Source organism: Psychrobacter fulvigenes, from assembly GCF_904846155.1.
GTDB lineage: Bacteria > Pseudomonadota > Gammaproteobacteria > Pseudomonadales > Moraxellaceae > Psychrobacter > Psychrobacter fulvigenes.
On the sequence record NZ_CAJGZP010000001.1, the window covers coordinates 584927 to 611801 of the forward strand.

Consider the following 26875-nt stretch of genomic DNA (forward strand, 5'->3'; position numbering starts at 1 on the left):
ACGATTGGTTTTATAAAACGTAAGGTTTGGGTTTCTCAGCTTGCTCAAACCCACGAAAGCTATGATAATAGAGACATCAAAGGGCATAAAGCTATTGCCTATAATATTTTAGATAAAACTATTAGTATCAAATAATCCATATTTACACGTGCAACATGATAGTTGCCGTTACATATTCAGTAATGATGAGGAACAAACATGATAGATCAAAGCTTATTAGATGCCGTTAAGAGCTATAGCGAAAACATGACCCGTCCGATTAGCTTCGTATTGGGTAGCGGCGAGCATGAAAAACGTGCCGAATTGATTGATTTTTTGACCAAAATTGCTGGCACGACTGACAAAATTAATTTTGATGCAGCTGCGAACGATGACAGCTTACCAAGTGCGATTAGCTTTGCGGTATTGAGCCATATCGATGATACATTGGTCGATACTGGTATCGTCTTTAGCGGTATTCCAGGTGGTCATGAGTTTACTTCGCTGATTTTGGCCATCTTGCAAGCTGGCGGTCACACGCTAAAACTAGATGAGGGCATTCAAAAGCTTATTAAGCGCTTTAATAAGCCATTACAGTTCCAAACTTACGTGTCGCTGTCTTGCCACAGCTGTCCAGAAGTCGTACAAGCGCTAAACCAATTCGCGCTCCTAAACGATGACATCAGTAATGAGATGATCGACGGTGCCTTGTTCCAAGAGCAAGTGGAAGCGAACAACATTCAAGGCGTACCAGCAGTATTTTTAAACGGTGAACCGTTTGCAAACGGTTTGATTGACACGGCCAAATTGATTGAGAAGTTGCAAGAGCAATTCCCTGATTTATTAGCAGCAGCTGACGATGATGCCGAGCAGTTAGAGCAGCAAGACGTTACCATTATCGGTGCTGGTCCTGCTGGAGTTGCCGCAGCGATTTATACGGCTCGTAAAGGTCTAAAAGTGACGATGGTTGCTGACCGCATCGGTGGGCAGGTCAAAGACACACAGGATATCGAAAACTTAATCTCTGTGCCAAAGACCACAGGTACTGAATTGTCTGCCAACTTTGAAAAGCATTTGCAAGAGTACAATATCACTCTAAAAGAGCACGTGAGTGTTAAAGAGATCGGTGAGACTGAAGAGGAAAACTATCGCATTCATCTAAACACAGGTGAGACGTTTGAAACTCGCAGTATTATCTTAGCGACTGGTGCGCAGTGGCGTAAGCTTGGTGTCCCTGGTGAAGAAGAAAACGTCGGTAAAGGCGTCGCCTACTGTGCACACTGTGACGGTCCTTTCTTCAAGGGTAAAGACATCTCAGTCATTGGTGGCGGTAACTCAGGTATTGAAGCAGCGTTAGACCTTGCAGGTATCGTTGAGCATGTGACGGTGCTTGAGTTCGCTGATGAGCTAAAAGCCGATCAGGTATTGATTAACAAAGCCAAAGAAAAAGACAATATTGAGTTCATCACTAGCGCAGCGACGCAAGAGATTAAAGCGACTGATGGTAAAGTGACTTCTATCGTTTATCAAGATCGCAGCACAGGTGAGACCCATGAGCGTGATTTGGCAGGGGTATTCGTACAGATTGGTCTAGTACCGAATACGGAGTTTGTCAAAGGCTTTGTTGATTTAAACCGCTTTGGTGAGATTGAGATCGATGAGCGCTGCCGTACTGATCGTAAAGGTATCTTCGCTTGTGGTGACGTGACCACGGTGCCCTTTAAGCAGATTAATATTGCGATGGGCGAAGGTTCGAAAGCCGCATTATCAGCATTTGAATACTTAGTGATGCAGTAAGCCGTTCAGCTCTAATGTTAGTTTAAGAAGCCACCTCTTTTGAGGTGGTTTTTTTATCCGCTAAACTCAGTTCTTCTTCCTCATCAAAGCAATAATCGGTAGCGCAATCACATACATCAATACGCCATATACGGCAGCAGGTAAAGCGATGACAGGCAGACCAACAGTGGTGCCCATAATAATAGGCGCTAAGGTGATGGCGGTCGTACTGTTTTGAATGCTGGTCTCTATTGATATGGTTTTGGTATCAAACCAGCTAAGCTTTAACGCTTTAGAAGTCAAAAAGCTTAATACAAATAAGGCCATGATAATCAGCACCAGCTCAAGCCCCATTGATGTCAATTGCGACTTTAGCAACTCCCAATTAGAAGCGATGGCTGCAAAGACGATTAATACAAAAAATAGACTGGCTAAGCCGTTAAGAATGCCACTTCTACGTATCATAAATCTACGGAACTTATAGCGAGCAAGCATGCCGAGGGTGACGGGTAAAGTCGTCAATAAAAACATCACAACGCCAATTTTTACCGCACTAATAGAGCCCGCTTGGTCTTGCATAAAGTGGTTAAAGGCTAAGGTAATTAAGATAGGTAAGGTTACGACTGATAGCAAACTGACCACGCCAGTAAGTGCCACTGAGAGTGCGACATTGCCCTTAGCATAATAGGTGAGCATATTACTGGTCACGCCGCCTGGACAAAAGCTGATCAGCATGATGCCAAAAGAGATGGCTGGTGGCGTCGCCATCACTAAGACTACCGCCAAAGCGACCAAAGGTACAAAAACCACTTGATTCACTAAGCCTACCAAAAACGCTTTTGGGTGGTTGATGATGACCTTAAAGTCACTGGGTTTTAGCCCTGTCCCTAAGGTAAACATGATGTAGGCAAGAGCCAGCGGGAGTAAAGCCAGTACGGTATTACTCATGAAACATTCCTTGTAGAATACTTTTTAACATTTCAGCGCAGAATTCCCCTACTTCTAAAGTAGTGGGATGAATGCGTCAGACTTTTGATATGGTACAATAGCTTCATGCCAAAGCAAATTCTAAAAGCCCATAAAGTCAGGCTGTACCCTAATGAAGAACAGCAAATATTCTTTGCCAAATCATTAGGCTGCACACGCTTTATCTGGAATAGGATGCTTAGTGACAAGATTGAGCATTATAAAAACACCAAGACCGAGCTTAAAAACACTCCTGCTCAATATAAAAAAGAAGGGGCTGTCCTAGATAAGTAAAATTATTTAGGATAGCACTATGAGAAAAAGCAAACTAAGTTGGTATAAACAAAGCAGACTAATCGAGTTATTTGTTGCCGGTTCTACTGCCAGAACAGCAGCAAGCCTAGTTGGTGTTAATAAAACTACAGCCAGTTATTACTTTCATAGGCTACGACTACTTATTTACGAGAATAGCCAAGACCCTGGTCTATTTGAAGGCGAAATCGAAGTAGACGAATCATACTTTGGTGGAACTCGTAAAGGCAAGCGAGGGCGAGGTGCTGGTAGCAAAGTGCCCGTGTTTGGCCTACTAAAGCGTAATGGCAAGGTCTACGCTTGTATTATACCCAATGCTAAAGCAGATACTTTGATCCCCATCATAAGAGAAAAAGTGAAGCCTGATAGCATTGTTTATACTGACTCATTTAAAAGCTATAACGCATTAGATGTCAGTGAGTTTACTCATTATCGTATCAACCACTCTAAACCTTTGTTAATGACAAGAATCATATTAACGGTATAGAGAACTTCAGGAACCAAGCTAAACGGCATCTACGTAAGTTTAACGGGGTCCCAAAAGAGCATTTTCACCTCTATTTAAAGGAATGTGAGTGGCGTTTTAATCACAGTGACCCAAAGTCGCAATTACTACAATTAAAACAATGGGTTAAACAGGGTTTGAGCTAATTATCTAGGACAGCCCCAAAAAGAATTTGACTGGCTCAAAGAAGTCGATAGCTTGGCACTGGCAAACGTTCAACAAAACCTGAGAGCGGCTTACAGCAAGTTCTTCAAAGGCTCAGGCTTCCCTAAGTTTAAGAAAAAAGGCCATCGTGACAGCTACACCACCAACAACCAAAAAGGCACAGTAGCGGTCACAAACAACACCGTTAAACTGCCTAAGATTGGTCATATCAAAGCCAAGTTTCCAGCCAAGATAAATGGTTTGATTAAGAGTGCCACGGTCAGTAAAGCCCCCTCAGGCAAGTACTATGTCAGTCTATTAGTTGAAACCATCGCTACAACACTGCCAAAAACACACTCTAACATTGGTATTGATTTAGGACTGACAGACTTTATCATCCTATCAGATGGCAGCAAAGTCGCTAATCCTAAGTTCTTATCAAAGCTGCAACATAAGCTTGCGCGAGAACAAAAGATACTGGCCAAGCGTAGAGCAATGGCCAAGGCCGATCAACGCAAGCTGTCTGACAGCCGCAACTATCAAAAGCAAAAAGTTAAAGTCGCTAAGGTATATGAGAAAATAAGCAATACCCGAAAAGACTTTCTACATAAACTCTCATTCAATCTCATCAAAAACCACGATGTGATTGCCATAGAGGACTTAAACGTCAAAGGCATGGTTAAGAATAGAAAGCTTGCTAAAGCCATATCAGACAGCTCATGGTCAACCTTCACCACCATGCTGGCTTACAAAGCCGATTGGTACGGTAAAACGCTAATCAAGGTTGATAGATGGTATCCCTCATCTAAGACCTGCTCAGGCTGTGGTCACTTGCTAACTAAGGCTGAGCTGCCATTACAGGTGAGATCATGGAATTGCCCCAGCTGCTTGCAATCCAACGATAGAGACATCAACGCCAGTATCAATATCCTCAATGAGGGTTTGAGACTGGCATCACTCAAAACCGTCGGTACGACGGGGTTAGCTTAGTCCATTTGCCTAACCGCTGATACAAAACATTGTATCAAGTAGGGGTATTACCTAAGAAATCCCCACCTCTATAGGTGGTGGGTAGTTCATAAAGCCCACATCCTTTGTGGCGATATAGCGGTAAATATAACCTAAGACAACAACGTCTCAAATATTATAAAAGCCCTCATACGTATATGGGCTTAGTTAGGATCTGTTTAATTATTTAAGATGTCTTATTTATTAGTCGTCTAAAAGATCCATTTTTTTAGCGGCTTCATAGATACCCGTTGAGCGCGCACCGCTGCGGCAGAATATCAAAACAGGCTGCTCGGCTTGATTAAAGAAATCAGCAAAGTCCTCGACGTGAGTTTGATTCAAATCACTACCAGCAAATGATATTTCCTTATAAGCAACTCCCGCTTTTTTAGCAGCAGCAGCGATATCAGCACTGGTTGGCTGTCCAGGCTCTTCACCATCAGGGCGGTTGTTAATGATGGTTTTGAAGCCGTTTTCGGCAATCACAGGTACTTGGTCAGGGGTGATTTGTCCAACAATGCTAACTTGATGGCTCATAAGAGCTCCTTTTTTATCAGTTTTGGGGTTTAAAGAAATAGGATAAGATATAAATCGTACAGATGCGGATTTATATATCGCAATCTGACGATTTATATCTATGATTTAATTAAAGACATATTCTATAGCAGACCTTGCATTAGAGCGCTTTGATAGAGCAGTTTTGCGCGTGCACCAGTACCACAAAACATCAAGATGGGTTTGGGCAGTGCGTGATAGTAGGTGGCAAATTGCTCAACTGTCATACAGCTCAGGCGCTCATCATCAAAAGGCAAGTAATGATAGCTTAAGTTTGCATGCTTAGTGGCAGCAGCAAAATCACAGCTATTAGGCTGGGTAGTTACTTCGGCATCGGGGCGTACATTGAGCACCGAGCGGTAACCAAGCTCAGCAATTTTGATGCATTGGCTAGGATAAATTTGCTTATAAATCGTTAAATCATCGGTCATAAATAATGTCAGTAATAATGAGTAAAAATAATAGAGAAGGTTAGGGCTAAGCAGCTAGGCTTCTACAGTAAGTTTTTGATGCCAATGAAAAATCAGCTTTTGCGATAGTATATCAATTTAGCATAATACAGGCTTTATCGTAACGATATTTGCTTACTGACAACAATAAATATTGTATATCTGGTATAAAATAAATTTTGTAATTATCTAGCCGTTCTTTATTTAAGAGGCATTCATTAGGTGTCTTTCAGTTCACTGACAGCCTCTATCGTACTGAGATAGACCTGTCCTGATAGCTCATCAATAAGCGGAGTGTGGCCGATGATATCCATCACAGGGCCTTTAATAAAGCTGAAGTGTAAACGCTTATCTTGCATCGCCAGCTCTTGATTCAGAGTGCTGAGCATCTCTTGCGCCGTCAGGTCGATGTGATTGACAGCAGCCATGATGAGAATGATTTCCTGGGCTTCTGGATATTGTCGTATTGCCTGTAATATCCGCCGATGCACCGACTCAGTATTACCAAAGAACAAACTCTCATCAATGCGTAAAATCAATAAATTCTTAAAGGTCTGCACATCGTGACGATTGATATTACGGAAGTGCCCTGTACCACCCAACTGACCGACGATGGCCATATGCGGCTGGCTTGATTGCCAGATCAGACTGGCAAATGACATCATAAGTCCAATGACCAATCCAGTATTTAGCCCGAACATCAGCACACCCACAAATGCTGCTATAAAGCTGGCGGCATCTAAGCGATCACGCTGCCAAGCTGATCTTAATGTCGAGACATCAATCAGCCCAATGATGGAGGCCATGATGGTTGCGCCAAGCAGCGCATAGGGTAGTGGGGCAAGTGCGCTGCCAAAGGCTATTAGGGCGGCAATCATCACTAACACTGTCACAAAGCTGGCAAAAGGAGTCTTGGCTCCTGAGTCAACGTTGATGGCCGTACGTGAAAACCCGCCCGCTACCGCAAAGCTTTGAAAAAATCCACCTGACAAGTTAGCAAGGCCGAGTCCTGTCAGCTCACGGTTGGCATCAAATGTCTCACCGCGCAGCCGTGCATAGGTGCTGGCAACCGAACTACTAGAAACAAAGGCAATCAGCGCCATCAGTCCTGCTGTCGGTAACAAATTCAATGCTTCATTAAAGTCTGGTATATGGGGCAACGTAAAGCTTGGCATCCCTTGTGGGATATTGCCAATCGTCGCCACTCCAAGCTCGCTCCATTGCATACTTATGCTAAGCATAATAGCGATAATCAGTAGGATAAGTGGAAACAAACGCTCTGCCCATTTGGCATAAGAGGCTGATAGCCACGAATGCCACACCCATTTCTTACCATAACGGTTAGCAACCAAAAGGGCAAAGGCAATCACTCCAATAATTAACGTTAGCGGATGCAGCTGGCGAGCATACATCTGCATACTGGATAAATAATCTATTAAGCTACTACCCGCGATTGGGATATCGGTTAAGTACTTCAGTTGGCTGACAAAGATAAGTACCGCTGCACCGCTGACAAAGCCTGCCGATACCCCGCGACTGATGAACTGCATGATCCAGCCAAGCTTTAGCTGACCTGCAATCCAGAGTAGGGCGCCTACCATTAGGGCCAGCAGGCTTGCCATCAGTACATACTGCTCAGTGCCTTGTTCAGCGTAAGGATACAAACTACTGGCCGTCATAATGGCGGTGATAGCAACGGGTCCTACTGCTTGCACATTGCTAGAGCCGAGCCATGCATAGACGATGACAGGGACGATCGCTGCATATAGGCCATATACTGGCGGTAGTCCTGCTAGTACCGCGTAGCCCAAGCTTTGAGGGATAACCAACACGCCTACTACCAGTCCTGCGATGACATCGGTCGGCAAGTCGGCAAGTCGGTATTGGCGCAACCAAGCAGGAATCAGTCGAGCAGCGATAGAGGACATATCAATTCATCATCACATCAAATAGTAAGGCAGGCGTAGAGTCGGCAACCTATAGCGAGTCTTTAGGTTCACCATTGAGAATCATCATTATAGGGCAAGCTATTGGTCTGTTTTTCTACTACTTTACCTTTGCGCAAAAGCGCTGATATAGCAGTTCCAATACAGCTAAAGCGTCGTCACTCGCGATACTATAATAGATTTGCTTGCCATCACGGCGTGTCGAGACCAGCTCATCTTTACGCAGGATACCGAGCTGCTGTGACAAGCTTGGCTGTCCGACACCGACTAAGTCCTCAAGCTCACCGACACAGTATTCCCCTTGTGTGAGCTGGCACAGAAGTAGCAGGCGATCTGGGTGCGAGAGTGACTTTAGTAGCTGGCTGGCTTGCATAGAGGCTTGTTGCATCTGCTGAGCAAGATCTGTCGGTGCAAAGCCAGTGATGCCTTGTTCTGCTTGTTCTGCTTGTTCAGTAGTGTGACGAGTATCTGTCATGGTTGGGCTGATTTCTGAAATAGAAGTCATGGTAGTGAGCTCCTTACACGAAGCGGCGAAAATTGTCGCGGCATTGGTTTGTGATTAGTTGTGATCATTATATAGTCAAAGAAGTTCCAAGTCGCTACGGTGTTGACCTCTGCCAGATAAACTGTTTGTAAAATCTGCGCTTGGTTGCTTCGTATTGGTCTTGGACTTCTCTAACTATGATATTGATGATCATATAGTGTTTACTGTCTATTATATAACAGATTATATCAAATTATCTTCATTTACATTATATAAATTGATAAAGTGTGTAATAATTGCTATATTAATGACAACAGTTAAGTAGTATTTACATTTAAATATCAATATAGATATATACAAATAGAGAGGTATTCATGGAAGTTCACTCTTTCTTACATAGCGATACAGAAACTTATACCCACGTACTTGCGGATGTTAAGCAGAAGCTATGTGCGGTCATCGATCCGGTATTAGACTTTGATGCCAAGTCGGGACATACCAATACAGCTGATGTTGATAAAGTGATTGAGTTTATCCGCGAGCATGATTGGGAGTTGGTTTATATTATTGAGACTCACGCGCACGCTGATCATTTATCAGGCGCTATCCATCTAAAAGAAACGTTAGGCGGACAGTTGGTGATGGGTCGTCATATTACCGAAGTACAAAAAATATTCAAACAGATTTTTAACTTCGATACCAGTTTTCGTACCGATGCCAGTCAGTTTGATATCTTGACAGATGAAGGTGAGACTCTAGCGCTTGGTGATATTACCATTACTGCCATGCACGTACCAGGTCATACGCCTGCCGATATGGCTTATCTCGCTGCCGACGACGAAAAGACAGTGGTGTTTGTCGGTGATACTTTGTTTGCGCCTGATGTGGGCACGGCACGTTGCGACTTTCCGGGCGGCGATGCCAAAACCCTATATCACTCTATTCAAAGGCTCTTGGCACTTGATGAAGATACCGTGATGTATTTATGTCATGACTATCCAAGTAAAGGTCGTAAGCACTGCCCAACGACCAGTGTCGCTGCGCAAAAGCTAGGCAATATCCATGTAAAAGACGGTATTAACGAAGCCGAGTTTGTACAGATGCGTGAGAGCCGTGATGCGACTCTAGCAATGCCGCGCCTGATCATCCCATCGGTACAGGTCAATATTAATGCTGGTCATTTACCAGAACCTGAAGACAATGGAGTGCGCTATTTAAAAGTGCCACTTAATGCGCTCGCCTAATAGTCACTCAATAGATACACCATTTATAGCAATGCTAGTCTAAGCTGTAGTAATAATGGCTAGCTTATTTTCAAATACTAAGCATAAAGCTTAAGGAGTCAGCAATGAAGGCAAATGTTGGAAGTACGGAGAGAACGTTGCGTATTGTAGCCGGTTTGATCATCATCGGGCTGGGTGTATATTATCAAAGCCTATGGGGTGTGATCGGTTTGGTCCCCTTACTGACAGGACTGTTCCGTTTTTGTCCCTTGTATACCATGCTCGGTATCAATACCTGCAAGCGCTAAGCGGCTATTAATCTTTTGATAGTATAAGACTGATAGAGTAGGAGTCATGTTATGAGTGAACCAAGTTTACATCTGGTATGTCCGCATTGCCAAGCGACCAACCGTGTGCCAGCCACGCGGTTAAGCGCTGCTCCCAACTGTGGTAAATGTGGTCAGTTATTATTGTCAGGCAGTCCGCATGAGATGACAGCGCAAACGGTCAATAAAATCATCCAAAAAAACGATGTCTTAACCGTTGTTGATTTTTGGGCGAGCTGGTGTCAGCCATGTATCATGATGGCGCCGCAGTTCAAAGAGGCGGCAGGGCAACTGCCAGAAGTGGTATTTGCAAAGCTACAAACGGATAAGTATGAGCAAGCAGCAGCCCCTTACAATATCCGTAGCTTACCAACGATGGTGGCATTTAGAGGTGGCAAAGAAGTCGCACGCCAGTCAGGTGCGCTGCCAAGCAATCAAATCGTGCAGTGGGTGAAAAGCCTGCAATCTTAATGTTTCATCTAAAGCACTATGTACAGATCAAAAAAAGCCAATATGCACAGTGCATATTGGCTTTTTACTTGACTAAATTTAGGGTCTGTTGAACATTCAAATATTAGGGCTGCTGATAGATAAAATCGCACCAAACTAGGCGCAAACCGACGATAATGTCAAGACCTTAGCTAGGATTGCAACACCGTTTGGAGTGATTTTAGCATCAGCCCTTCGGGGCAGTGCTATTTTTTGCCAATACATGGTGAAATTATTTAACCTAGAATGACTAGGCCGCAAAAATCTCACTGCGTATTACCTAAAAAATAGCTACTGCCAGTACCACATTTGAATGTTCAATAGACCCTAATCAAAACTGTTTTTTGCTACTTAATTTGGCATATGTAGAGTGCTTTACTCACCATAGATTTTGATGCCATTGGCAAAGCTGCAACGCTTAACGCGTGCGGATTGGATGATGGCATCGCGCTCACCGTACAAGCGTGAGAGCTTGGCGTCACGAGCTTTAGTGTTATTGCTTTTGCCAACACCGAAGCTGATATTAGGGGAGATACCCCAGCGCCCTGCCGAAACACCAATGCCGACGCCAGAGGTCGATAGTGAGGACTGCTCATTACGCGCGGCTTCAACATAGCGATTGACGCGATTGTATTCTTGACTCAGCGTCTGGCAGTCATAGCCTTGATAGTTACTTGGCGGCACATATTGCGGCGTGATGTTACCAGTAGAGGCGCAACCAGAAAGACCTAATAGGCCAGTTGCTGCTAGCAATGTCGCTGCAGTAAATATTTTCATAATGACTCCGTAAAGCTAAAGTACGATACTTTAAGATAGCAAAAATAAGCTGGCTGCGATACCAAAAACACAGTTTCACGCCCTAACCTCAAAACAAGTTATCAGGCTTGGCAATCGCTAGTATCAAGATGCCAGCATAAGCCAAGCTTGCGATCAGAATACCCGCTTTACTTTGTGCAGGCGTTGCATGGTTATTAAAAGCTTTCATACTGGCACTGATAGCAGCAACCAGCAAAATTATTTTGGCAAACACCCATTGGACAGGGGCATTGGCACTCATCAGCTGCATGAGAATCCCCGCCCCAGAAAGAATAATGAGCGCATAAACGATGTGGGTAGAGATTTTGACTACGCGTGGCGCTCGACTATTTGAGCTCAATACCAGATAGCTTTGATATAAAAAAAGTACAATGATCAGTACCGCCATCAGCATATGTAAGTGTTTCATTAAATATCGTTCCTTATACAGTCGCAATTTGCAAAGATTCGCCTAATTATTGTTGCTTAAGTGCTATCGCTTAAGTATTAGCGCTTAAGTACTGGCGTCTAACTATAGTCAAGTTACGCTTTATTTTGACCAGCACAGAGTGGGCTGTCAGGGCTTTGTCCTTGCCACTCTTGCGGCGTATAAGCATGGATAGCCAGCGCATGTACACTGCCGCCTTGAGCCGTTAATAACTCTGTCACAAGCTCATAGATAAGCTGATGGCGGGCGACTAAGCGTTTGCCAGTAAATGCTTCACTCACGATAGTCAGCTTAAAGTGGCTTTCTTTACCTTCAAAGTAACCAGCATGATCCATTGATTCATTGACGAGGTCAATATGCTGCGGCTGTAGGGCTTGTAGCGCATTATGTAATGCGGCAGCAGTAGGGGTAGAAGCGGAAGTAGTCATAATGATCCTTTTTAGGGTAAGACCTAAATTAAATGATATTTAACAAGAGGTAGATGATATATGGTCAGTAGTATAGCAGACGCCGAGCTGACTGAAAGTACATCAAAACAATGCAAAGTACGGATATGACCTAATAATAAAAGATACATAAAAAAAAGCAGAGCATGATCAACTTCTCATACTCTGCTTTTCTGTCTTATTATCTATCCTACTTTAGCAAATAACCTTTTAGGCATAACTGCGCAAAATTAACGACGCGACTTTTGATACAGAGGCATCACCTTTGGCATTAGAGCTTGCAACTCAGCGATACGGTTGCTGCTGCTTGGGTGAGTGCTCAAAAACTGTGGTGGCTCGCCTTGGCTGGCACGCTGCATTTTTTGCCATAAGGTAATAGAAGCCTGCGGGTTGTAGCCTGCACGTGCCATCAACTCAAGACCGATACGATCAGCTTCACTCTCTTGAGTACGGCTGTGTGGACGGCTAAGTCCAAAGTCCCCAGCTAAGCTGGCAAGCTCTGCCTGTCCTTGCGAAAAACCAAATATACTGGCTGCAACACCAATGCCTGTCTGAGTCGCATATTCACGTGAGAGACGTTCGCGCGAATGCTCACGTAGCGCATGAGACATTTCGTGCCCCATGATTGCCGCGATTTCATCATCTGTTAAATTAAGGCGTTCGATGATACCCGTATAAAACATAATCTTGCCGCCTGGCATGACGAAGGCGTTAAGCTGGTCAGACTTGATGGTATGGACTTCCCACTGCCAACGCGCTGCATCTGGACGATAGACACCTACTTGACCAATGAGACGGTTAGAGATGTTTTTCAAGCGATTGACTTGAGCTTTGTTGGTATCTAGCACACCGCGGGCGCGTGCTTCCTGAATACTCTTATTATAGCTTTGCGCGGATAGCTGCAATACTTGTTCGCTAGAGACAAGCAGTAGCTGCTGACGATCGACGCCGACGGCACCAGTACTGGTAGTACTGCTACAACCTGTGAGAGTCAGCGCTGACAATGATGCTGCCAACACTGTTGTAGTAAGTAGTTTTTTCATAATAATCCTCATATATATTCAAAAAGTAAAATCTAACAAAGTAAATATAAGTGCAACTGCTCGATCAAGGACAAATAAGTCATGACATAATAATAAATAACAGGCGTTTCATCAGCTAATATGAAATGCTCAGTACTAGGTGCTTAGTTTTTTTAGTTCATCAGCATAACCATGAAATTATGCGTCATGATGGAATCCTATTAATCAGGTTACAAGTATAAATCTGATAATCTCACAAAACCAGTGCAGCAAAAGTAACAATACTACGTATGATTGTAAGTAAATCCTGCTGAGCCAATATAATAATAGTGCATTATCACCTTGTAGTTGCAATAAAAATAACATCGCGCAAATTGATTGAATACATATAGAAATCAATAGTGTATGGCTGTTTTTGTCATAGATTTCAGTATTGGATAGAGATATTTTTTGGGAAAGTTAAAAAAAGGGATTGACACTGCCAGAATAGTTGCTAAAATAGCCATCCTATCGAGACGTAGTAGATGTTAATCAGATTGCGTATTGATATAAGCGGGAATAGCTCAGTGGTAGAGCATAACCTTGCCAAGGTTGGGGTCGAGAGTTCGAATCTCTTTTCCCGCTCCAAATTCTAAAAAGCCTCACTTCACAGTGAGGCTTTTTTTTATGCCTGAAGCTTAGGTAGTATTTGATAAGCATGCAGCTCAAAGCCCTTAATTACAAAACCCAATTAACTTGTCACATTGTATTGGCTTGAAACAAGCATACTGAGCAGGCTGATTATAAAGTTTGTATAACAAAAAATTAAATGAATAAGGAGCTTGCATGCAGCAGTTTAAACATAAAGAGTTTAATGAGCTATTTGATCTAACAGGTAAAACGGCGATCATCACTGGTGGTGCCAATGGCATCGGTAAAGCCTCTGCTTTACGTCTCGCACAAGCGGGTGCAAATATAGTCATTGCTGATCTTAATATGGACGATGCAAAAGCAGCGGCTAAAGAGATCGAAAGCTTCGGTGTCAAAGCATTGGCAGTTGAGTGCAATATTTTAAAAGACGATGACTTGGTCGCTATGGTTGATCAAGCGATGAGCGTGTTTGGCTGTATCAATATATTGATCAATAATGCGGGCGGCGGTGGTGGCGGTCGTGAAAACCCATTCAAAATCTCAGTGGATGATTTCCGTCGTGACTTTGAGTTGAACGTATTCAGTGCATGGCGCTTATGTCAGCTATGTGTGCCGCATATGAAAGCATCGGGTTATGGCTCTATCGTTATTACAACTTCTATGTCCAGTATCAATAAGAGTCCAAATATGAGTGGCTATGCGGCTTCCAAAGCAGCGGTAAACCATATGGTCGCAAACTTAGCTCATGATTTCGGCCCTGAAGTACGTATCAATGCCGTCGGTCCTGGGGCAACTCGCACCGATGCGCTAAAGTCAGTACTAACCCAAGAGATCGAGGAGCGTATGCTATCTGGCACCCCTATCAAGCGTTTGGGTGAAGCCGACGATATCGCAGGCGCGATGCTGTATTTTGCCTCGCCGATATCAGAGTGGGTGAGCGGTCAGACACTTTTCGTCAATGGTGGTGGCGTACAAACACTAGAGTAATTATATAGTCAGTACTAAATAAAATCGGTACATTATTAATAGCCACGTGCTACTGGTATAAATTTTACTTGCTTGCTGTGCCTACGCCGACAGAGGCTGCGCAAAATTTATCCCAGCAGCACTGTATCGTTTTTAGAGTGAATCAACTATAGCTATTTTCTATAACTGTGAGACAATAAAAGCGTCATTCAGTCTATTGCTGAATGACGCTTTTTATCTGTTTTAACGGCTCAATTTTGAAGGTTCAATCAATATCACTAAGTAGCATGAAACAGTCAGTTCACTTGAGCTTACGATATTAGATAGTAGTCTTTAGTAGTTAACCATCTATCAGCAAGACTTAATTAGCACTGGCCTTATTAGTACTGGGGTGTTTGCGTTTACCACGCATCAAGCTATCCGCTACCCATGCAGGACCAATTAATAAAAACTGTAGATCCTCAAAGAATGAGGGTTTTTTGCCTTCTATTTTATGACCAATAAACTGTCCAATCCAAGCCACAACAAATATACTCGCCCAAACCTTAAAACCCCAAGGCAGGGCTGTCATGACTGCCAGACAGATGAGGATGAAGATGCCCATTACCAAAAACAGTGGGGTTGAAAGTCGTATATAAAATAATAGCACCAATGCGCTAAGCACAAGAGTCAGCCAGACGGACAAAGACATACCCATACCCAAAATACTGACAAAAATAGTAGGGACGCATAGCCAGTGGATTCTTTTATTAATCAGATTTTGATGGCTAACAGCATATTCACTGAGCCATTGTTCTAGCGTGCGCTTGGACATACGTTTTTGAGAAGTGCGAGACATACTAACCTCCTTGTTAGTAAGTGGGTGAATCTGTTCTGTACTATTAGTTGTAGCACTAATCTAGGCACACTGCCATTTTATCTGGCAAACCGCCTAGTCACTATCTTCTTATTCAATCGCGTCTTATCTCAAGATAAGGCTGTTTTATAACTGTATAGCTTAGACCAACACTTCTACAGAGTCGCGCTCACTACGATGCCACTCATAAAGACCGACAAAAGAGTTCACCTGATAGACCATGGTTTGAATGGCAAAGATATAATTGCCTGACATAAGGTTTACCGTTAACCAAACGAAGTTAGAGATAATCCATAACCACCAGTTAAAAGAATAGCGCAAAATCATCGCCGCTTGGGCAGTGATAGAGAGTACAAAGGCGATGACGTTAATCCAGAAAAAAGAGATGAGTCCCAAAAACTTACTATTATCGTCTTCTACAACGGCATAACCGTAGCTCGCAAGTAAATCATTGACCGTTGGAAACAGTGCTAAACCGATAGTCATGAAGGTGATGGTAATTAGCCAGACCCATTTACTGGCTGATTTAGGCACCATATCACCATCTAAATCCGTGTGTTTGGACCAATAAAAGATACCGTAAACATGAGTGAAAAAGTTAAATAAAGGCGCGAGCATCAGACCAACTGCGCCGGCGGTGCCTTGGACGATGACCTCGCCAGCAGTCGCTGCCATCCCAAAACCATTACCCATGACATTTTTGCGAAACGATAGTGACACCACGCAAATTAAGCCAATGAAAGACACGCCCAGATAAAACATATCAAGAGTCGTATGCTCAGTCGTGAGCCAAAATCCAGCTGATAGCGCCAAAACCCCACAAATGAACCAGATAATAATCCATTGCAGCGCCCATTTTCCGGTAATGTTGTCCAGTAGCTGAATGCGCATAAGTTTCTTTCCTTAAATTATTATTGTTGTTATTTTATGCTTTTTTACCATAAATAAGCTCATCGATAATAACCAATGCTTGCTTGTAGCGCTCATCATAGTCAGGTGCATCAATCATATAGGGCTTTATCTCATGCCGAGCAAAGATATCCAGTAATCGCTGCTCAAAGCGTCCACGGGCATCAGGAGTGCCCAAAGAGCGCATACCATCATCAACCCATGGCGTATTGTTATCGAGCATAATGGTATGGTCCAAACGGAACTCGTCGATACAGGCAGCCACAAACGGATGTGTGCGACCCTCATACTCTTCACAAAACGCTTGTGTGGTCACAAAGTCAGTATCGATAATCGTAACAGGCGCTGTTGCGGTAGCCGCAGCCTCTCGAATAGCCTGAGCATGATTGAGCGCAATCGGTCCATAGTCGCTATATTGCAAGCCAATCTCTCGTCCGCCCAGATCTGTTGCCACATACAAGCGCCCCATCTCTAGCGCAAAGGTAGCGCCATAATAGTTCGCCAGCTTATGCACCAAGGTCGTCTTGCCAGAGCTCTCTCCGCCAACTATGGCTATCGTCTTAGTATACTCACTGCGCGCTTGCGGGTGTATGGCTGTCCAATGGGAAATTGGATCACGAGCAATGGCATAAGAGTCAAACTCTGGCAGCAGTGGCGTAGTCAGTACGGTCATTGCCAACTGCTCTTGGACGTTGCTGTTGGCTAATGGATGGTTGTCAGCAACAAATAATACCGTATCTGTCGGTAGGCTTAATGCCTCGATTAGACGTTGCAACTTGGCATTGCTAGCAGATACGTCAATAGTGACGTCATCAAAATTATCATGTAGCGGCAGCTCGACTTTATCAGTGGTATGAATCTGGGTAAAAGGCAGATCAGCACAAGCCATCTGTAGCCAGCGAGCTTTGTCTTGTAGGGTGATGGTAAAGTCTGGATGCGGTGAAGGATGGACGGTGATGACGATGTGCAAGGTCTTTGCTTGTCCTGCCGCATCCAAGATACTACGCATTTGCCCTAGATGTAGGGGTTCGAAGTGCCCAATCATTAAGCCAGTATCGTACATAATATTTCCTAAAATTTATTTTATGGGTTGGCGCTTTTTATCAGAACGCTCGAATCTTTCGTTAAATTTATCAGTTATTTATCATCGATTGGTGATGCTTGAAGTAATTTTAGTAACATCATACAAAGGTTTTTTGAGCGTTGCAGGTAGGTTATCGTAAATGTGAGCTTTAATATGGTGAGCACTTGTAAATATTCATGATTTTACTAACTTCACTCATATGTCGTATCAACAACGAGGTTGGACACAAAGATTGGTTATGAAATAGTCGGGGCGGTTCATAGTAATAATAATTACATCGTAAAATTAGCGCAAGAAGAGCGTAACAAAGTCATCTCTGAAACATTTTGAAATAGTTATTTAAAATCAGGGAGTTACCGCAGTTTATGACAGGTTAGTGCAAGTTTAGGTAGCATAAAGTCACAAAGCACACCTACACTGCCAACAGATAAAATTTGAATGCTTGCTATAATCGTTTATAAGTTAATAAGACCTAAAGACAACTGATAGAAATATTGATAAATAAGCAGGTCTGAAATAGCACTAAAATATTAAAAAGACAAAAAAAGAGAGGTATGAGATTTGGCTAAATTAGCAAAATTACATCGCTCACAGAACAGCCGTATGATTGCAGGTGTGATGGGCGGAATAGCAGAATACTTAGGTTGGTCACCGATGTGGGTGCGTCTATTATTCGTAGTGGTGTCTTCCTTGAGCGCCGCAGTACCTGGAATACTAATCTATATCATCTTATGGATTGTGATGCCGAAAGCTACCAGTCAGTCATATCAATAGCACTTAAAAATATAGTAGTCCACAAATAGTAGTCCACAAAAAGTAAAAAGCCTGACCAAAACAGGATAGCAGCGATACACTTTTCCTCCTGCCCAGATGCTAACCCATCTGGGTATTTTTTTGTCCTGTGACTTTTGCGCTATAGTCAGTTGAAAATAAAACTGTTATATAAGTTAAGGGGCTGTCCTAGATAAGTAAAATTATTTAGGATAGCACTATGAGAAAAAGCAAACTAAGTTGGTATAAACAAAGCAGACTAATCGAGTTATTTGTTGCCGGTTCTACCGCCAGAACAGCAGCAAGCCTAGTTGGTGTTAATAAAACTACAGCCAGTTATTACTTTCATAGGCTACGACTACTTATTTACGAGAATAGCCAAGACCCTGGTCTATTTGAAGGCGAAATCGAAGTAGACGAATCATACTTTGGTGGAACTCGTAAAGGCAAGCGAGGGCGAGGTGCTGGTAGCAAAGTGCCCGTGTTTGGCCTACTAAAGCGTAATGGCAAGGTCTACGCTTGTATTATACCCAATGCTAAAGCAGATACTTTGATCCCCATCATAAGAGAAAAAGTGAAGCCTGATAGCATTGTTTATACTGACTCATTTAAAAGCTATAACGCATTAGATGTCAGTGAGTTTACTCATTATCGTATCAACCACTCTAAAACCTTTGTTAATGACAAGAATCATATTAACGGTATAGAGAACTTCTGGAACCAAGCTAAACGGCATCTACGTAAGTTTAACGGGGTCCCAAAAGAGCATTTTCACCTCTATTTAAAGGAATGTGAGTGGCGTTTTAATCACAGTGACCCAAAGTCGCAATTACTACAATTAAAACAATGGGTTAAACAGGGTTTGAGCTAATTATCTAGGACAGCCCCTAAGTTAAAACGCACTACTGGTATAAGTTTTACTTGCGTGCTGTATTCACAGAGGCTACGCAAAATTCATTCCAGTAGTGCTATGTTCTTTTTAGAGTGCAACATATATATTGATCATATATATGTTGCAACCTGCTCTAAGTGATGAGTTTTTGCGATTTAGTATTTATTGACACTGATGCCTCTCTCATTTATGCGATATTTTGCGCTCAAGAGAAATTTAGTTGCTGTAAATATGGATAAAATAGCCGTTTTTTAGTAAGGTGGGCAGGCAAATAGATTCGTTGCCAAATCGGTCATGCGAACCCTATTAAGGTTTCATTTAATAATACTCATTCCACAGTGGCTTTATGACGATGCCCCAAACTATGACAATCCAAACTATGACATCCCAAGTGAAAAACTCTCAACCAATGACTTTTCAAGACTTGATTTTAACTCTACAAAATTACTGGGCAGATAAGGGCTGTGTGGTCTTACAGCCTTATGACATGGAAGTGGGAGCAGGTACTTTCCATACCGCTACTTTCTTGCGCTCATTAGGTCCTGAGCGCTGGAACGCGGCTTACGTTCAGCCGTCACGCCGTCCAACCGATGGCCGCTATGGTGATAACCCAAACCGCTTGCAGCATTATTATCAGTTCCAAGTAGTATTGAAGCCCAATCCGCCCAATATCCAAGAGTTGTATTTGGACTCGCTAAAAGCCATTGGTATTGATCCTTTGGTGCATGATGTGCGTTTCGTTGAAGACAACTGGGAGTCGCCAACGCTTGGTGCGTGGGGACTGGGCTGGGAGATTTGGCTCAACGGTATGGAAGTCACGCAGTTTACTTACTTCCAGCAAGTGGGCGGCATTGAATGTTTCCCAGTAACTGGCGAGATTACATACGGTCTGGAGCGTTTGGCCATGTATGTGCAAGGCGTCGATAGCGTCTATGATTTGGTCTGGGCAGATGGCGAGTTTGGCCGTGTCACTTATGGCGATGTGTTTCATCAAAACGAAGTTGAGCAATCGACCTATAACTTCGAGCACGCTGATGTGCCGATGATGGGTCAGATGTTTGATTTTTATGAGCAGCAAGCAGATAAGCTGGTTGCCGCTGGTTTGCCATTACCTGCTTATGAGATGGTGCTAAAAGCCTCACATACCTTTAACTTATTAGATGCACGCGGTGCGATTTCGGTGACTGAGCGTCAGCGTTTTATTTTACGTGTGCGCACGCTGGCACGCAAAGTCGCGTTTGGTTATGTAGAAGCACGCGCCAAGCTTGGCTTCCCGCTGACAGATGAGGCACATCGCCAAGCGGCGCTCGATAAGTATTTGCCAAAAGAAGAAAATGACATGGCAGCTAAAAACTCAAAATCCACTCAAAAAAACAACGATAAATAGGAGCATCCCATGAGTACTATTCTATTTGAACTGGGGTGTGAAGAGCTACCTCCAAAGAGCCTAAAGCCATTGCGTGATGCGCTACAAAAAAGCGTCACCGAACAGTTGGCTGAGGCTGATATCAGCTTTGATAGCATGAAGGCCTTTGCCGCGCCGCGTCGTCTGGCTATTCAGATACAAGGCATTAGTGACAAGCAGCCTGACCGCACAGAACAAAAACGTGGCCCTGCGATTAAAGCGGCGTTTGACGCTGATGGTAATCCTACTCGCGCGGCAATGGGCTTTGCCAAAGGGTTAGGTATCGAAGCAAGCGAGCTTACGACCATTAACACCGATAAAGGTGATTATGTCGGCTACGAGCAAACCATTCATGGTCAAGCGACGACTGAGCTGCTACCTGCTATTTTTCAAGCCGCGCTTGATGATTTACCAATTGCCAAGCGTATGCGCTCAGGGGCGAGCCGCAATGAGTTCGTGCGTCCAGTACAGTGGGCGGTATTGATGCAGGACAGTGCAGTTATCGATGCCACCATTCAAGGACATCAAACTGGCACGCAGACACGTGGGCACCGTTTCCACAGTCCTGACTTTTATAACATCGATCATGCCAATGACTATGAGCCTCTGCTAGACGGCCTAAAAGTCGTCGCGGACTTTGATAAGCGTCAGATGCTGATCAAAAACCAAGTCAAAGCGCTGGCCGACGAAATCAATGCTGATGCCATCGTGCCGCAGGGTTTGTTAGATGAAGTCACAGCCTTGGTAGACTTTCCAATTGCGCTACGAGCGGACTTTGAAGCGCGCTTTTTACAAGTACCACAAGAAGCGCTAATCTCAACCATGCAAGCGGATCAGAAGTACTTTTGTCTGACAGATAAAGCTGGCACGCTACAGCCTTACTTTATCTTTATCACCAATATCGAATCAAAAGATCCTCAGCAGATTATCGAAGGTAACGAAAAGGTCGTGCGTCCGCGTTTGGCTGATGCTGAGTTCTTCTTTTTACAAGATCAAAAGCAGCCATTATTTGCGCTGACAGAAAGCTTGAAAACTCGTGTGTTCCAAGATCAATTGGGTACGATTTGGGAAAAGTCTGAGCGTATTGCTAAGCTGGCTGCTTATATTGCAGCCTTAATGCAGCAGCAAGGTCATGAAATTAATATCGATGACACGGTACGTGCTGCTATGCTGTCAAAAGCAGATTTGGCAAGTTCACTCGTCGGTGAGTATCCTGAATTGCAAGGTATTGCAGGTACCTATTATGCGCGCCTGAATGATGAGCCTGAAGCCGTCGCTGCCAGTTTGGAAGAGCAATATCTTCCAAAGTTCAGTGGTGACGTATTACCGCAAACATCGATTGGTATCTGCTTAGCATTAGCAGATCGCTTGGATACCTTAGTCGGTATTTTTGCTATTGACCAAGCGCCGACTGGCTCAAAAGATCCGTTCAGCTTGCGCCGTTCAGCAATTGGTGTCCTGCGTATTTTGATCGAGAAGCAGTTGCCGATTAATCTAGTGGCTTTGGTTGAGCAGGCGATTAAGAATTACAGCAGTAGCGACGGTAGTAAGATTACCAAAATGGGTGATACCTTTACTCAGGTTATGGCGTTCTTGAATTCACGCTATCGCGCTATGTATACCGAGCAAGGTGTCAGCGTCGATACCATTCAAGCAGTGCAGGCAATTCATCCGCATATGCCACTTGATTTTGATCAGCGTATTCGAGCGGTACAGACCTTTAGCGAGCTGCCACAAGCAGAGCAGTTGGCCGATTCTAATAAGCGTGTGGCAAATATTTTAGCCAAGTCTGAAGAGACGGTCGCTGATAAAGTGGATGAAGCCTTGTTGACTGAGCCTGCAGAGCAAGCACTGTATGAGACGGTTCGCCAAGCGCAAACGGCTGTCACGCCACTGCTTGCAGAAGCTGACTATACGCAAGTATTGCAAACATTGGCTGGCTTAGATGCACCGCTCACGCAGTTCTTTGACGATGTGATGGTCAATAGTGAAGATGCAGCGCTTAAAAACAACCGTTCGGCATTGCTTAAGCAAGTACGGGCGCTGTTCTTAACAGTGGCTGACATCAGTGAGTTGCAAATTTAAGCATATCTGTTGAGCATTATTGTTATCAATAAAACACCATAAAATAAAAAACTGGCTGCGCTGTAGCCAGTTTTTTGATTTATATAAGTGGTTAAAAAGCCTTAATAAATAACAGTGCAGCAATTGTGCTATCAGTATTGTTTACGTAAACTTTATGTCATCACTGTATTTTTACTCAAAAAATATCACGTCTAAAAGATTAATCAAAGGAGCGTTGCCGTGGCTGCTGCTATTATTGTCATCGTTATTATTTGGATCTCGATGTGGGGGTTTTATAAGTTCATGTATCCACGTCCACCGCAAAGCATGATGCCTAAAGAAGGCGATGTGACCACCCCGCGTCATTGCGACTTTTGCGGCAACAGTCTTGCTGAATATCGCGGTGTGCTTGAAACCAATTCTACATCGGCTACCGCGCTTGCTAACAACAATAACCCACCCAAAGATGAGCTATTCTTTTGTAACTATGAGCATCAGGCAGACTATCACGCTGGTAAAAGCTATCAGCCAGGGATGTAGGCTGCCATATAGGCGCTTATAAGACAGACTGGGCGTCTTTCATGATTTTGCTCAGGAGCATCTCCGCCTGTTTGGACGCTTGCGCTGCATCATCACTGGCTTTTGTCTGGGTATGAATCTTTTCGTAAAGGTTTAAGCAGCATAATACGAGTAAATTTTCTTGGCTTAAGCTCGGTGCGCCTTTTTTGATATCGAGAAGAAAGTTATTGATATAATATACCGCTGAACGTAGCTCTGCTTCTTCATGCACTGGGCAATAGATCTGATACGTTATCCCAGCGATGACGATATCGACCTTTTTCATTTGTGGTTCAGGGGCGCTTGTTTTTGCAGTTGCGTCCTTAGTGGCTGCTGTTTCTACAGGTGTTTTTTTAGCATTATTGGTTTGCTCTGGCAAGTTTTGGGTTTTTTGAGAGTGTGGCTTATCATTTGCAGCGGTCTTGCTATTGTTATCAGTCATGAGAAATCCTACAAAATAATGTCATTGAATTAGTATAAATGGGGATGCGTAATCAGGAGCAACACGCTACGTCAGCGCTTACTGGCTTTATGCTTTCTTTATTGCTCTCGAGATTGCTCTTTATAGTTGCTTAGCTCTCAACAGTTACGGTTAGCCTTCCATCTGATCGATGCGAGTCAGTCGTTTTAACACTACTTGGGTGCGCTCTGCGGCCAATAGGTTTTTTTCTTGTAAATCGTGATTTTGTTGTTTGAGCTCGCTATTTTGCTGTTTAAGTTCGTTGTTCTGCTGTAGAAGCTCTCTGTTTTGTTGTTGCAACTCGCCCAATTGTGTTTGCAGTTTGTCTTGCTCTTCACCGATCATATGATGCGCTTCGGCAAGGCTTTGATAGCGCTTATCAAGATCAGCCAGCTGTTTTTTTGCCGTAGCGTATTCAGTATTACGGCTATCGAGTTGTGTTTTGAGAGCAGCCAGCTCTTCTGGATCAGCATTGGGCTTTTGTTTGAGGCTGCTAAGTTCAGCACTGACAAGCTGATGCTGTTTTTTGATGTCGAGTATCATTTTTTCTAAGCTTCTAAGTTGATCATACATAGTCAGTTTTTATCCTTAACAAGTGATACGTGGATGAATTTGTTTCGTTACGTTTAATAATGCCATAGGTGACCGCATAATATCTATATCAACAAAGTAATTGCGCGTATTGCGCTCTATTTTTGACCCTTATTAGTCATGGTGCTACAAACAATGTAGGGCTATGCTTATTTATAACCAGTAGACGCTCATCGTTAGGCGTTAATGAATCGATAGGATGTACATTATGAATGACAATATTTCTGGCTGGAACACTTGGAGTAATACCTTTGAGCAATGGAATGATGTGAGTATCAGTGAGCTACATGGCTTGATGACAGGGCTGATGACGGCTTGTTATGCACCTGATGAAGCGGGCTGGGCGACAGTGCTCGAGGAGCTCAGCTTTGCGCCATTGCCAGAGCCTGCATTGACCTTGCTTACTGAAGAAGCAGAAGATACGGTATTTCAGCTAAAAGATAAAGATGACGCTTATGCCTATACGCCACTGGTACCTGATGACGAACATGATTTATACGAGCGGGTAATGGCGCTGAAACAGTGGGCGAACGGCTTTATGACGGGTTTTGGGATTAGCGACTGTCGCCTAACTGCGGAAGAGAACGAAATGCTGAGCGACTTGGCAAAGATTGGTGCTATCCGTCTCGAAGAAGATGAGGATTATGAAGGCGGCGAAGAGTCCTATCTTTATATTTATGAGTTTGCGCGCATGGTGCCAGTCAGTTTTGCCACCCGCAAGCGCAAGCCAGTAAAAGAGCTGGCGCTAATAGCAGGTCTGCCAATGGGTGCCAAAACCACTAAAGAGCTGCAAGCAGAGGGTAAGCTACCCAAACCAATGCCACCTGTCGTAGATGTAATGAACCAACATAACTCGTCATAAGCCTTTATTTAGAAGGTCGTTTGCAACACAGTATAGAATAAGGTAATAAAGAGTAAGATAATAAAAGGACGACTATGATAATTACTGATAAGGACATGATCCATTTGCGCCGCTGCGTTGAGCTTGCTGCCGAAGCTTTGGATGCGGGCGATGAACCATTTGGGAGCGTGTTGGTCGATGGTGATGGCAATGTATTGCAGGAAGACCGTAACCGCGCCAATACGGTCGATGCGACTTATCACCCTGAGATTGCTGTCGCAAAGTGGGCGGCACAAAACATGACTGCTGAAGCGCGTGCAAAAGCGGTGGTTTATACATCAGGTGAGCATTGTGCGATGTGCTCTGCGGCGCATGCTTGGGCAGGACTGGGACGTATTGTCTATGTCAGCTCCTCAAAACAGCTGGGTGAGTGGATGGCGGAGGCTGGGGTAACATCAGACTCACCGATTAATACCTTATCTATTCAAGAAGTTGCACCAAATGTACCAGTCGCAGGTCCTATTGCTGGCTTGGATGAAGAAGTAGAAGTATTACAAAAGCGCTCATGGCAACAAGGGTAGCGCTTTTATCTTTTTATCTCATAGTATGACAACATCACAGCATGATAAGGATATCTCATGGTTTTAAATAACAATGACCGTCAACTTATAAATACTGCTTATCCAATGACAAGCATCGATTGGCTAACGCGTCTGATTGGCTTTGATACCGTCAGTCGCCATTCAAATTTGGCATTGATTGAAGAGGTACAAGGGTACTGTGAACAATTGGGATTGAGCGTTGATTTGACCTTTAATGAAGCTAAAGATAAAGCCAATCTATTTGTCACTGTGCCGGCAGGGGCCAACGCTGACCAAGTCAATCACGGTCTCGTGCTATCTGGACATACCGATGTGGTGCCTGTCGATGGCCAAGACTGGTCGTCAGATCCGTTCACTGCCACGATTCGTGACGACAAGCTATACGGACGCGGTGCTTGTGATATGAAGGGCTTTATCGCCTGTGCATTGACGCTATTGCCGCAAGCGGTAAAGCTGTCTAATGCAGGCCAACTGCGACGTCCGCTGCATTTGGCGTTATCATTTGATGAAGAAGTTGGTTGCCTAGGTGCGCCACTGATATTAGCAGACTTGAAGGCGCGCGGTATTGCGCCTGATTATTGTATCGTCGGTGAGCCAACTAACATGACGATGGTGGTGGCTCATAAAGGCATCGCTGTCTATCGTTGCCGCGTTCATGGCAAGTCTGCGCATTCGTCATTGACTACGCAGGGTGTCAACGCCATCAGCTACGCCAGTCGTCTGATAGGTTATGTCGATGAGTTGGCGGAAGAGATCAGTCATCGAGAGGATAATGACTCCTTGTTTGATGTGCCTTATTCGACACTGTCAGTGGGTACGGTACAAGGTGGCACAGCAACCAACATTGTTCCCAATCTCTGTGAGTTTACCTTTGACTATCGCAATCTGCCACATATGACGCAAGATGATATCCTTGCGCCTATCAAAGCTAAAGTGGCTGAACTAAGCGCACAGATGCAAGCGCGCGCACCAGAGACTGGCATTGAGCTGCTGCAAATGGAGGGCGTGCCTGCGATGACGGATAATGACAATGGCGAGCTGCAAAATCTGATAAGCGCGCTTACAGGCGATGATGAGCGTCATAAAGTCGCTTACGCCACTGAAGGCGGGCAATTTACCAATGCTGGCATTCCAACGATTATCTGCGGGCCTGGTAGCATTGAGCAGGCACACAAAGCCAATGAGTTTGTTAAGCTGAGTGAGATTGAACGCTGTGATGGATTTTTGCAAAAGCTGTTAGATAGCTGCACGGTAAGCGCTTAAACTATTCGATTTTGATATAAATTGCTATAAAATACACCGTCTTTATGGCGGTGTTTATTTTTTAGTGCTATCGCAGTATTCAGTTAATGTTTTCTAATAATAACAAAGTA

Annotated in this window: 28 protein-coding genes, 1 tRNA gene and 2 pseudogenes; 17 read left to right on the top strand and 14 right to left on the bottom strand. The window is 43.9% G+C overall.

The annotated features are described in order from the left end of the window. The first annotated feature begins 198 nt into the window (after positions 1–198). Positions 199–1776: an alkyl hydroperoxide reductase subunit F gene (ahpF, locus tag JMX03_RS02565; RefSeq protein WP_201575630.1), complete on the top strand. Its 1578-nt coding sequence runs from the start codon at positions 199–201 to the stop codon at positions 1774–1776. A gap of 66 nt (positions 1777–1842) precedes the next feature. Here the strand turns inward: ahpF and JMX03_RS02570 are convergent, their stop codons facing one another. After that, positions 1843–2703 carry a bile acid:sodium symporter family protein gene (locus JMX03_RS02570; RefSeq protein WP_201594267.1) on the bottom strand — a complete coding sequence of 287 codons (861 nt, stop codon included), beginning with the start codon at positions 2701–2703 and terminating at the stop codon, positions 1843–1845. Between the two features lie 105 nt (positions 2704–2808). Between JMX03_RS02570 and JMX03_RS02575 the strand changes: the two genes are divergently transcribed. The 3 genes and pseudogenes from JMX03_RS02575 to JMX03_RS02585 all read left to right on the top strand — a co-directional run. Beyond that, positions 2809–3015, top strand: a complete 207-nt coding sequence (locus JMX03_RS02575; RefSeq protein WP_201594269.1) for a helix-turn-helix domain-containing protein — start codon at positions 2809–2811, stop codon at positions 3013–3015. 19 nt (positions 3016–3034) lie between these two features. Then, positions 3035–3684 (top strand): annotated as a pseudogene (locus JMX03_RS02580) (IS1595-like element ISPssp3 family transposase). Positions 3685–3712: 28 nt separating this feature from the next. Next, positions 3713–4672, top strand: a pseudogene (locus JMX03_RS02585) (RNA-guided endonuclease TnpB family protein); the annotation flags it as partial. A gap of 222 nt (positions 4673–4894) precedes the next feature. Here JMX03_RS02585 and JMX03_RS02590 read toward each other — a convergent pair. From JMX03_RS02590 to JMX03_RS02605, 4 genes are all read right to left on the bottom strand, one after another. Then, on the bottom strand, positions 4895–5227 hold the full coding sequence (locus tag JMX03_RS02590) for a TIGR01244 family sulfur transferase (protein ID WP_201594273.1): 333 nt from the start codon (positions 5225–5227) through the stop codon (positions 4895–4897). Between the two features lie 122 nt (positions 5228–5349). Further along, positions 5350–5676 (bottom strand): beta-lactamase hydrolase domain-containing protein, encoded by a 327-nt coding sequence (locus JMX03_RS02595; protein ID WP_201575615.1) that lies wholly within the window; start codon positions 5674–5676, stop codon positions 5350–5352. A 236-nt stretch (positions 5677–5912) separates the two neighbouring features. After that, positions 5913–7622, bottom strand: a complete 1710-nt coding sequence (locus tag JMX03_RS02600; protein ID WP_201594275.1) for a SulP family inorganic anion transporter — start codon at positions 7620–7622, stop codon at positions 5913–5915. Positions 7623–7740: 118 nt separating this feature from the next. Next, positions 7741–8028: an ArsR/SmtB family transcription factor gene (locus JMX03_RS02605; protein WP_201577535.1), complete on the bottom strand. Its 288-nt coding sequence runs from the start codon at positions 8026–8028 to the stop codon at positions 7741–7743. 470 nt (positions 8029–8498) lie between these two features. Here JMX03_RS02605 and JMX03_RS02610 point away from each other — a divergent pair, with 470 nt between their 5' ends. The 3 genes from JMX03_RS02610 (at position 8499) to trxC (ending at position 10144) form a co-directional block, all read left to right on the top strand. After that, on the top strand, positions 8499–9368 hold the full coding sequence (locus JMX03_RS02610) for an MBL fold metallo-hydrolase (RefSeq protein ID WP_201594277.1): 870 nt from the start codon (positions 8499–8501) through the stop codon (positions 9366–9368). A 104-nt stretch (positions 9369–9472) separates the two neighbouring features. After that, positions 9473–9655, top strand: coding sequence for a YgaP family membrane protein (locus tag JMX03_RS02615; RefSeq protein ID WP_201575610.1), 183 nt, complete (start codon positions 9473–9475; stop codon positions 9653–9655). 51 nt (positions 9656–9706) lie between these two features. Next, a complete protein-coding gene (gene trxC, locus JMX03_RS02620; protein ID WP_201575608.1) occupies positions 9707–10144 on the top strand; it encodes a thioredoxin TrxC in 438 nt (145 codons plus the stop codon). 393 nt (positions 10145–10537) lie between these two features. Here the strand turns inward: trxC and JMX03_RS02625 are convergent, their stop codons facing one another. The 4 genes from JMX03_RS02625 to JMX03_RS02640 form a co-directional block, all read right to left on the bottom strand. Then, positions 10538–10939, bottom strand: coding sequence for a hypothetical protein (locus tag JMX03_RS02625; RefSeq protein WP_201575606.1), 402 nt, complete (start codon positions 10937–10939; stop codon positions 10538–10540). Between the two features lie 88 nt (positions 10940–11027). Further along, entirely contained in the window at positions 11028–11387 is a 360-nt protein-coding gene (locus tag JMX03_RS02630; protein ID WP_201575604.1) for a SirB2 family protein, read from the bottom strand. A 113-nt stretch (positions 11388–11500) separates the two neighbouring features. After that, positions 11501–11833, bottom strand: a complete 333-nt coding sequence (locus JMX03_RS02635; protein ID WP_201575602.1) for a BolA family protein — start codon at positions 11831–11833, stop codon at positions 11501–11503. Positions 11834–12081: 248 nt separating this feature from the next. Further along, positions 12082–12894 carry a M48 family metallopeptidase gene (locus tag JMX03_RS02640; protein WP_201594279.1) on the bottom strand — a complete coding sequence of 271 codons (813 nt, stop codon included), beginning with the start codon at positions 12892–12894 and terminating at the stop codon, positions 12082–12084. A 531-nt stretch (positions 12895–13425) separates the two neighbouring features. On the opposite strand from JMX03_RS02640, the gene JMX03_RS02645 reads away from it, so the two are divergent. Both JMX03_RS02645 and JMX03_RS02650 read left to right on the top strand, forming a co-directional pair. Continuing rightward, positions 13426–13500 (top strand) — tRNA-Gly (locus JMX03_RS02645). A 198-nt stretch (positions 13501–13698) separates the two neighbouring features. Next, the gene (locus JMX03_RS02650) at positions 13699–14490 is read left to right on the top strand and encodes a glucose 1-dehydrogenase (RefSeq protein WP_201594281.1); all 792 of its coding nucleotides are present in this window, start codon (positions 13699–13701) and stop codon (positions 14488–14490) included. Between the two features lie 340 nt (positions 14491–14830). On the opposite strand, the gene JMX03_RS02655 is transcribed toward JMX03_RS02650, so the two are convergent. The 3 genes from JMX03_RS02655 to nadR form a co-directional block, all read right to left on the bottom strand. Further along, positions 14831–15307, bottom strand: coding sequence for an Mpo1 family 2-hydroxy fatty acid dioxygenase (locus tag JMX03_RS02655; RefSeq protein ID WP_201594283.1), 477 nt, complete (start codon positions 15305–15307; stop codon positions 14831–14833). A gap of 159 nt (positions 15308–15466) precedes the next feature. Continuing rightward, positions 15467–16216 (bottom strand): nicotinamide riboside transporter PnuC, encoded by a 750-nt coding sequence (gene pnuC / locus JMX03_RS02660; RefSeq protein WP_201594285.1) that lies wholly within the window; start codon positions 16214–16216, stop codon positions 15467–15469. 34 nt (positions 16217–16250) lie between these two features. Further along, positions 16251–17297: a multifunctional transcriptional regulator/nicotinamide-nucleotide adenylyltransferase/ribosylnicotinamide kinase NadR gene (gene nadR / locus JMX03_RS02665; protein WP_201594287.1), complete on the bottom strand. Its 1047-nt coding sequence runs from the start codon at positions 17295–17297 to the stop codon at positions 16251–16253. A gap of 582 nt (positions 17298–17879) precedes the next feature. On the opposite strand from nadR, the gene JMX03_RS02670 reads away from it, so the two are divergent. From JMX03_RS02670 to JMX03_RS02690, 5 genes are all read left to right on the top strand, one after another. Beyond that, a complete protein-coding gene (locus JMX03_RS02670) occupies positions 17880–18092 on the top strand; it encodes a PspC domain-containing protein (RefSeq protein WP_201575595.1) in 213 nt (70 codons plus the stop codon). A gap of 217 nt (positions 18093–18309) precedes the next feature. Beyond that, positions 18310–18960: an IS1595-like element ISPssp3 family transposase gene (locus JMX03_RS02675; protein WP_201574297.1), complete on the top strand. Its 651-nt coding sequence runs from the start codon at positions 18310–18312 to the stop codon at positions 18958–18960. Between the two features lie 430 nt (positions 18961–19390). Next, entirely contained in the window at positions 19391–20368 is a 978-nt protein-coding gene (glyQ, locus tag JMX03_RS02680; protein ID WP_406947736.1) for a glycine--tRNA ligase subunit alpha, read from the top strand. Between the two features lie 9 nt (positions 20369–20377). Beyond that, on the top strand, positions 20378–22471 hold the full coding sequence (glyS, locus tag JMX03_RS02685) for a glycine--tRNA ligase subunit beta (RefSeq protein WP_201594291.1): 2094 nt from the start codon (positions 20378–20380) through the stop codon (positions 22469–22471). 219 nt (positions 22472–22690) lie between these two features. Continuing rightward, positions 22691–22990 carry a hypothetical protein gene (locus JMX03_RS02690; RefSeq protein WP_227695184.1) on the top strand — a complete coding sequence of 100 codons (300 nt, stop codon included), beginning with the start codon at positions 22691–22693 and terminating at the stop codon, positions 22988–22990. 16 nt (positions 22991–23006) lie between these two features. On the opposite strand, the gene JMX03_RS02695 is transcribed toward JMX03_RS02690, so the two are convergent. Both JMX03_RS02695 and JMX03_RS02700 read right to left on the bottom strand, forming a co-directional pair. Next, the gene (locus JMX03_RS02695; RefSeq protein WP_201575588.1) at positions 23007–23450 is read right to left on the bottom strand and encodes a cell division protein ZapA; all 444 of its coding nucleotides are present in this window, start codon (positions 23448–23450) and stop codon (positions 23007–23009) included. Positions 23451–23600: 150 nt separating this feature from the next. Continuing rightward, entirely contained in the window at positions 23601–24041 is a 441-nt protein-coding gene (locus JMX03_RS02700; RefSeq protein WP_201594293.1) for a hypothetical protein, read from the bottom strand. Between the two features lie 226 nt (positions 24042–24267). Here JMX03_RS02700 and JMX03_RS02705 point away from each other — a divergent pair, with 226 nt between their 5' ends. The 3 genes from JMX03_RS02705 to argE all read left to right on the top strand — a co-directional run bounded on the left by JMX03_RS02705 (position 24268) and on the right by argE (position 26765). Continuing rightward, positions 24268–24921, top strand: a complete 654-nt coding sequence (locus tag JMX03_RS02705) for a UPF0149 family protein (RefSeq protein ID WP_201594295.1) — start codon at positions 24268–24270, stop codon at positions 24919–24921. A gap of 74 nt (positions 24922–24995) precedes the next feature. Then, positions 24996–25481: a nucleoside deaminase gene (locus JMX03_RS02710; protein WP_265090440.1), complete on the top strand. Its 486-nt coding sequence runs from the start codon at positions 24996–24998 to the stop codon at positions 25479–25481. A 57-nt stretch (positions 25482–25538) separates the two neighbouring features. Continuing rightward, positions 25539–26765 (top strand): acetylornithine deacetylase, encoded by a 1227-nt coding sequence (argE, locus tag JMX03_RS02715; RefSeq protein WP_201594297.1) that lies wholly within the window; start codon positions 25539–25541, stop codon positions 26763–26765. The last annotated feature ends 110 nt before the right edge of the window (positions 26766–26875 follow it).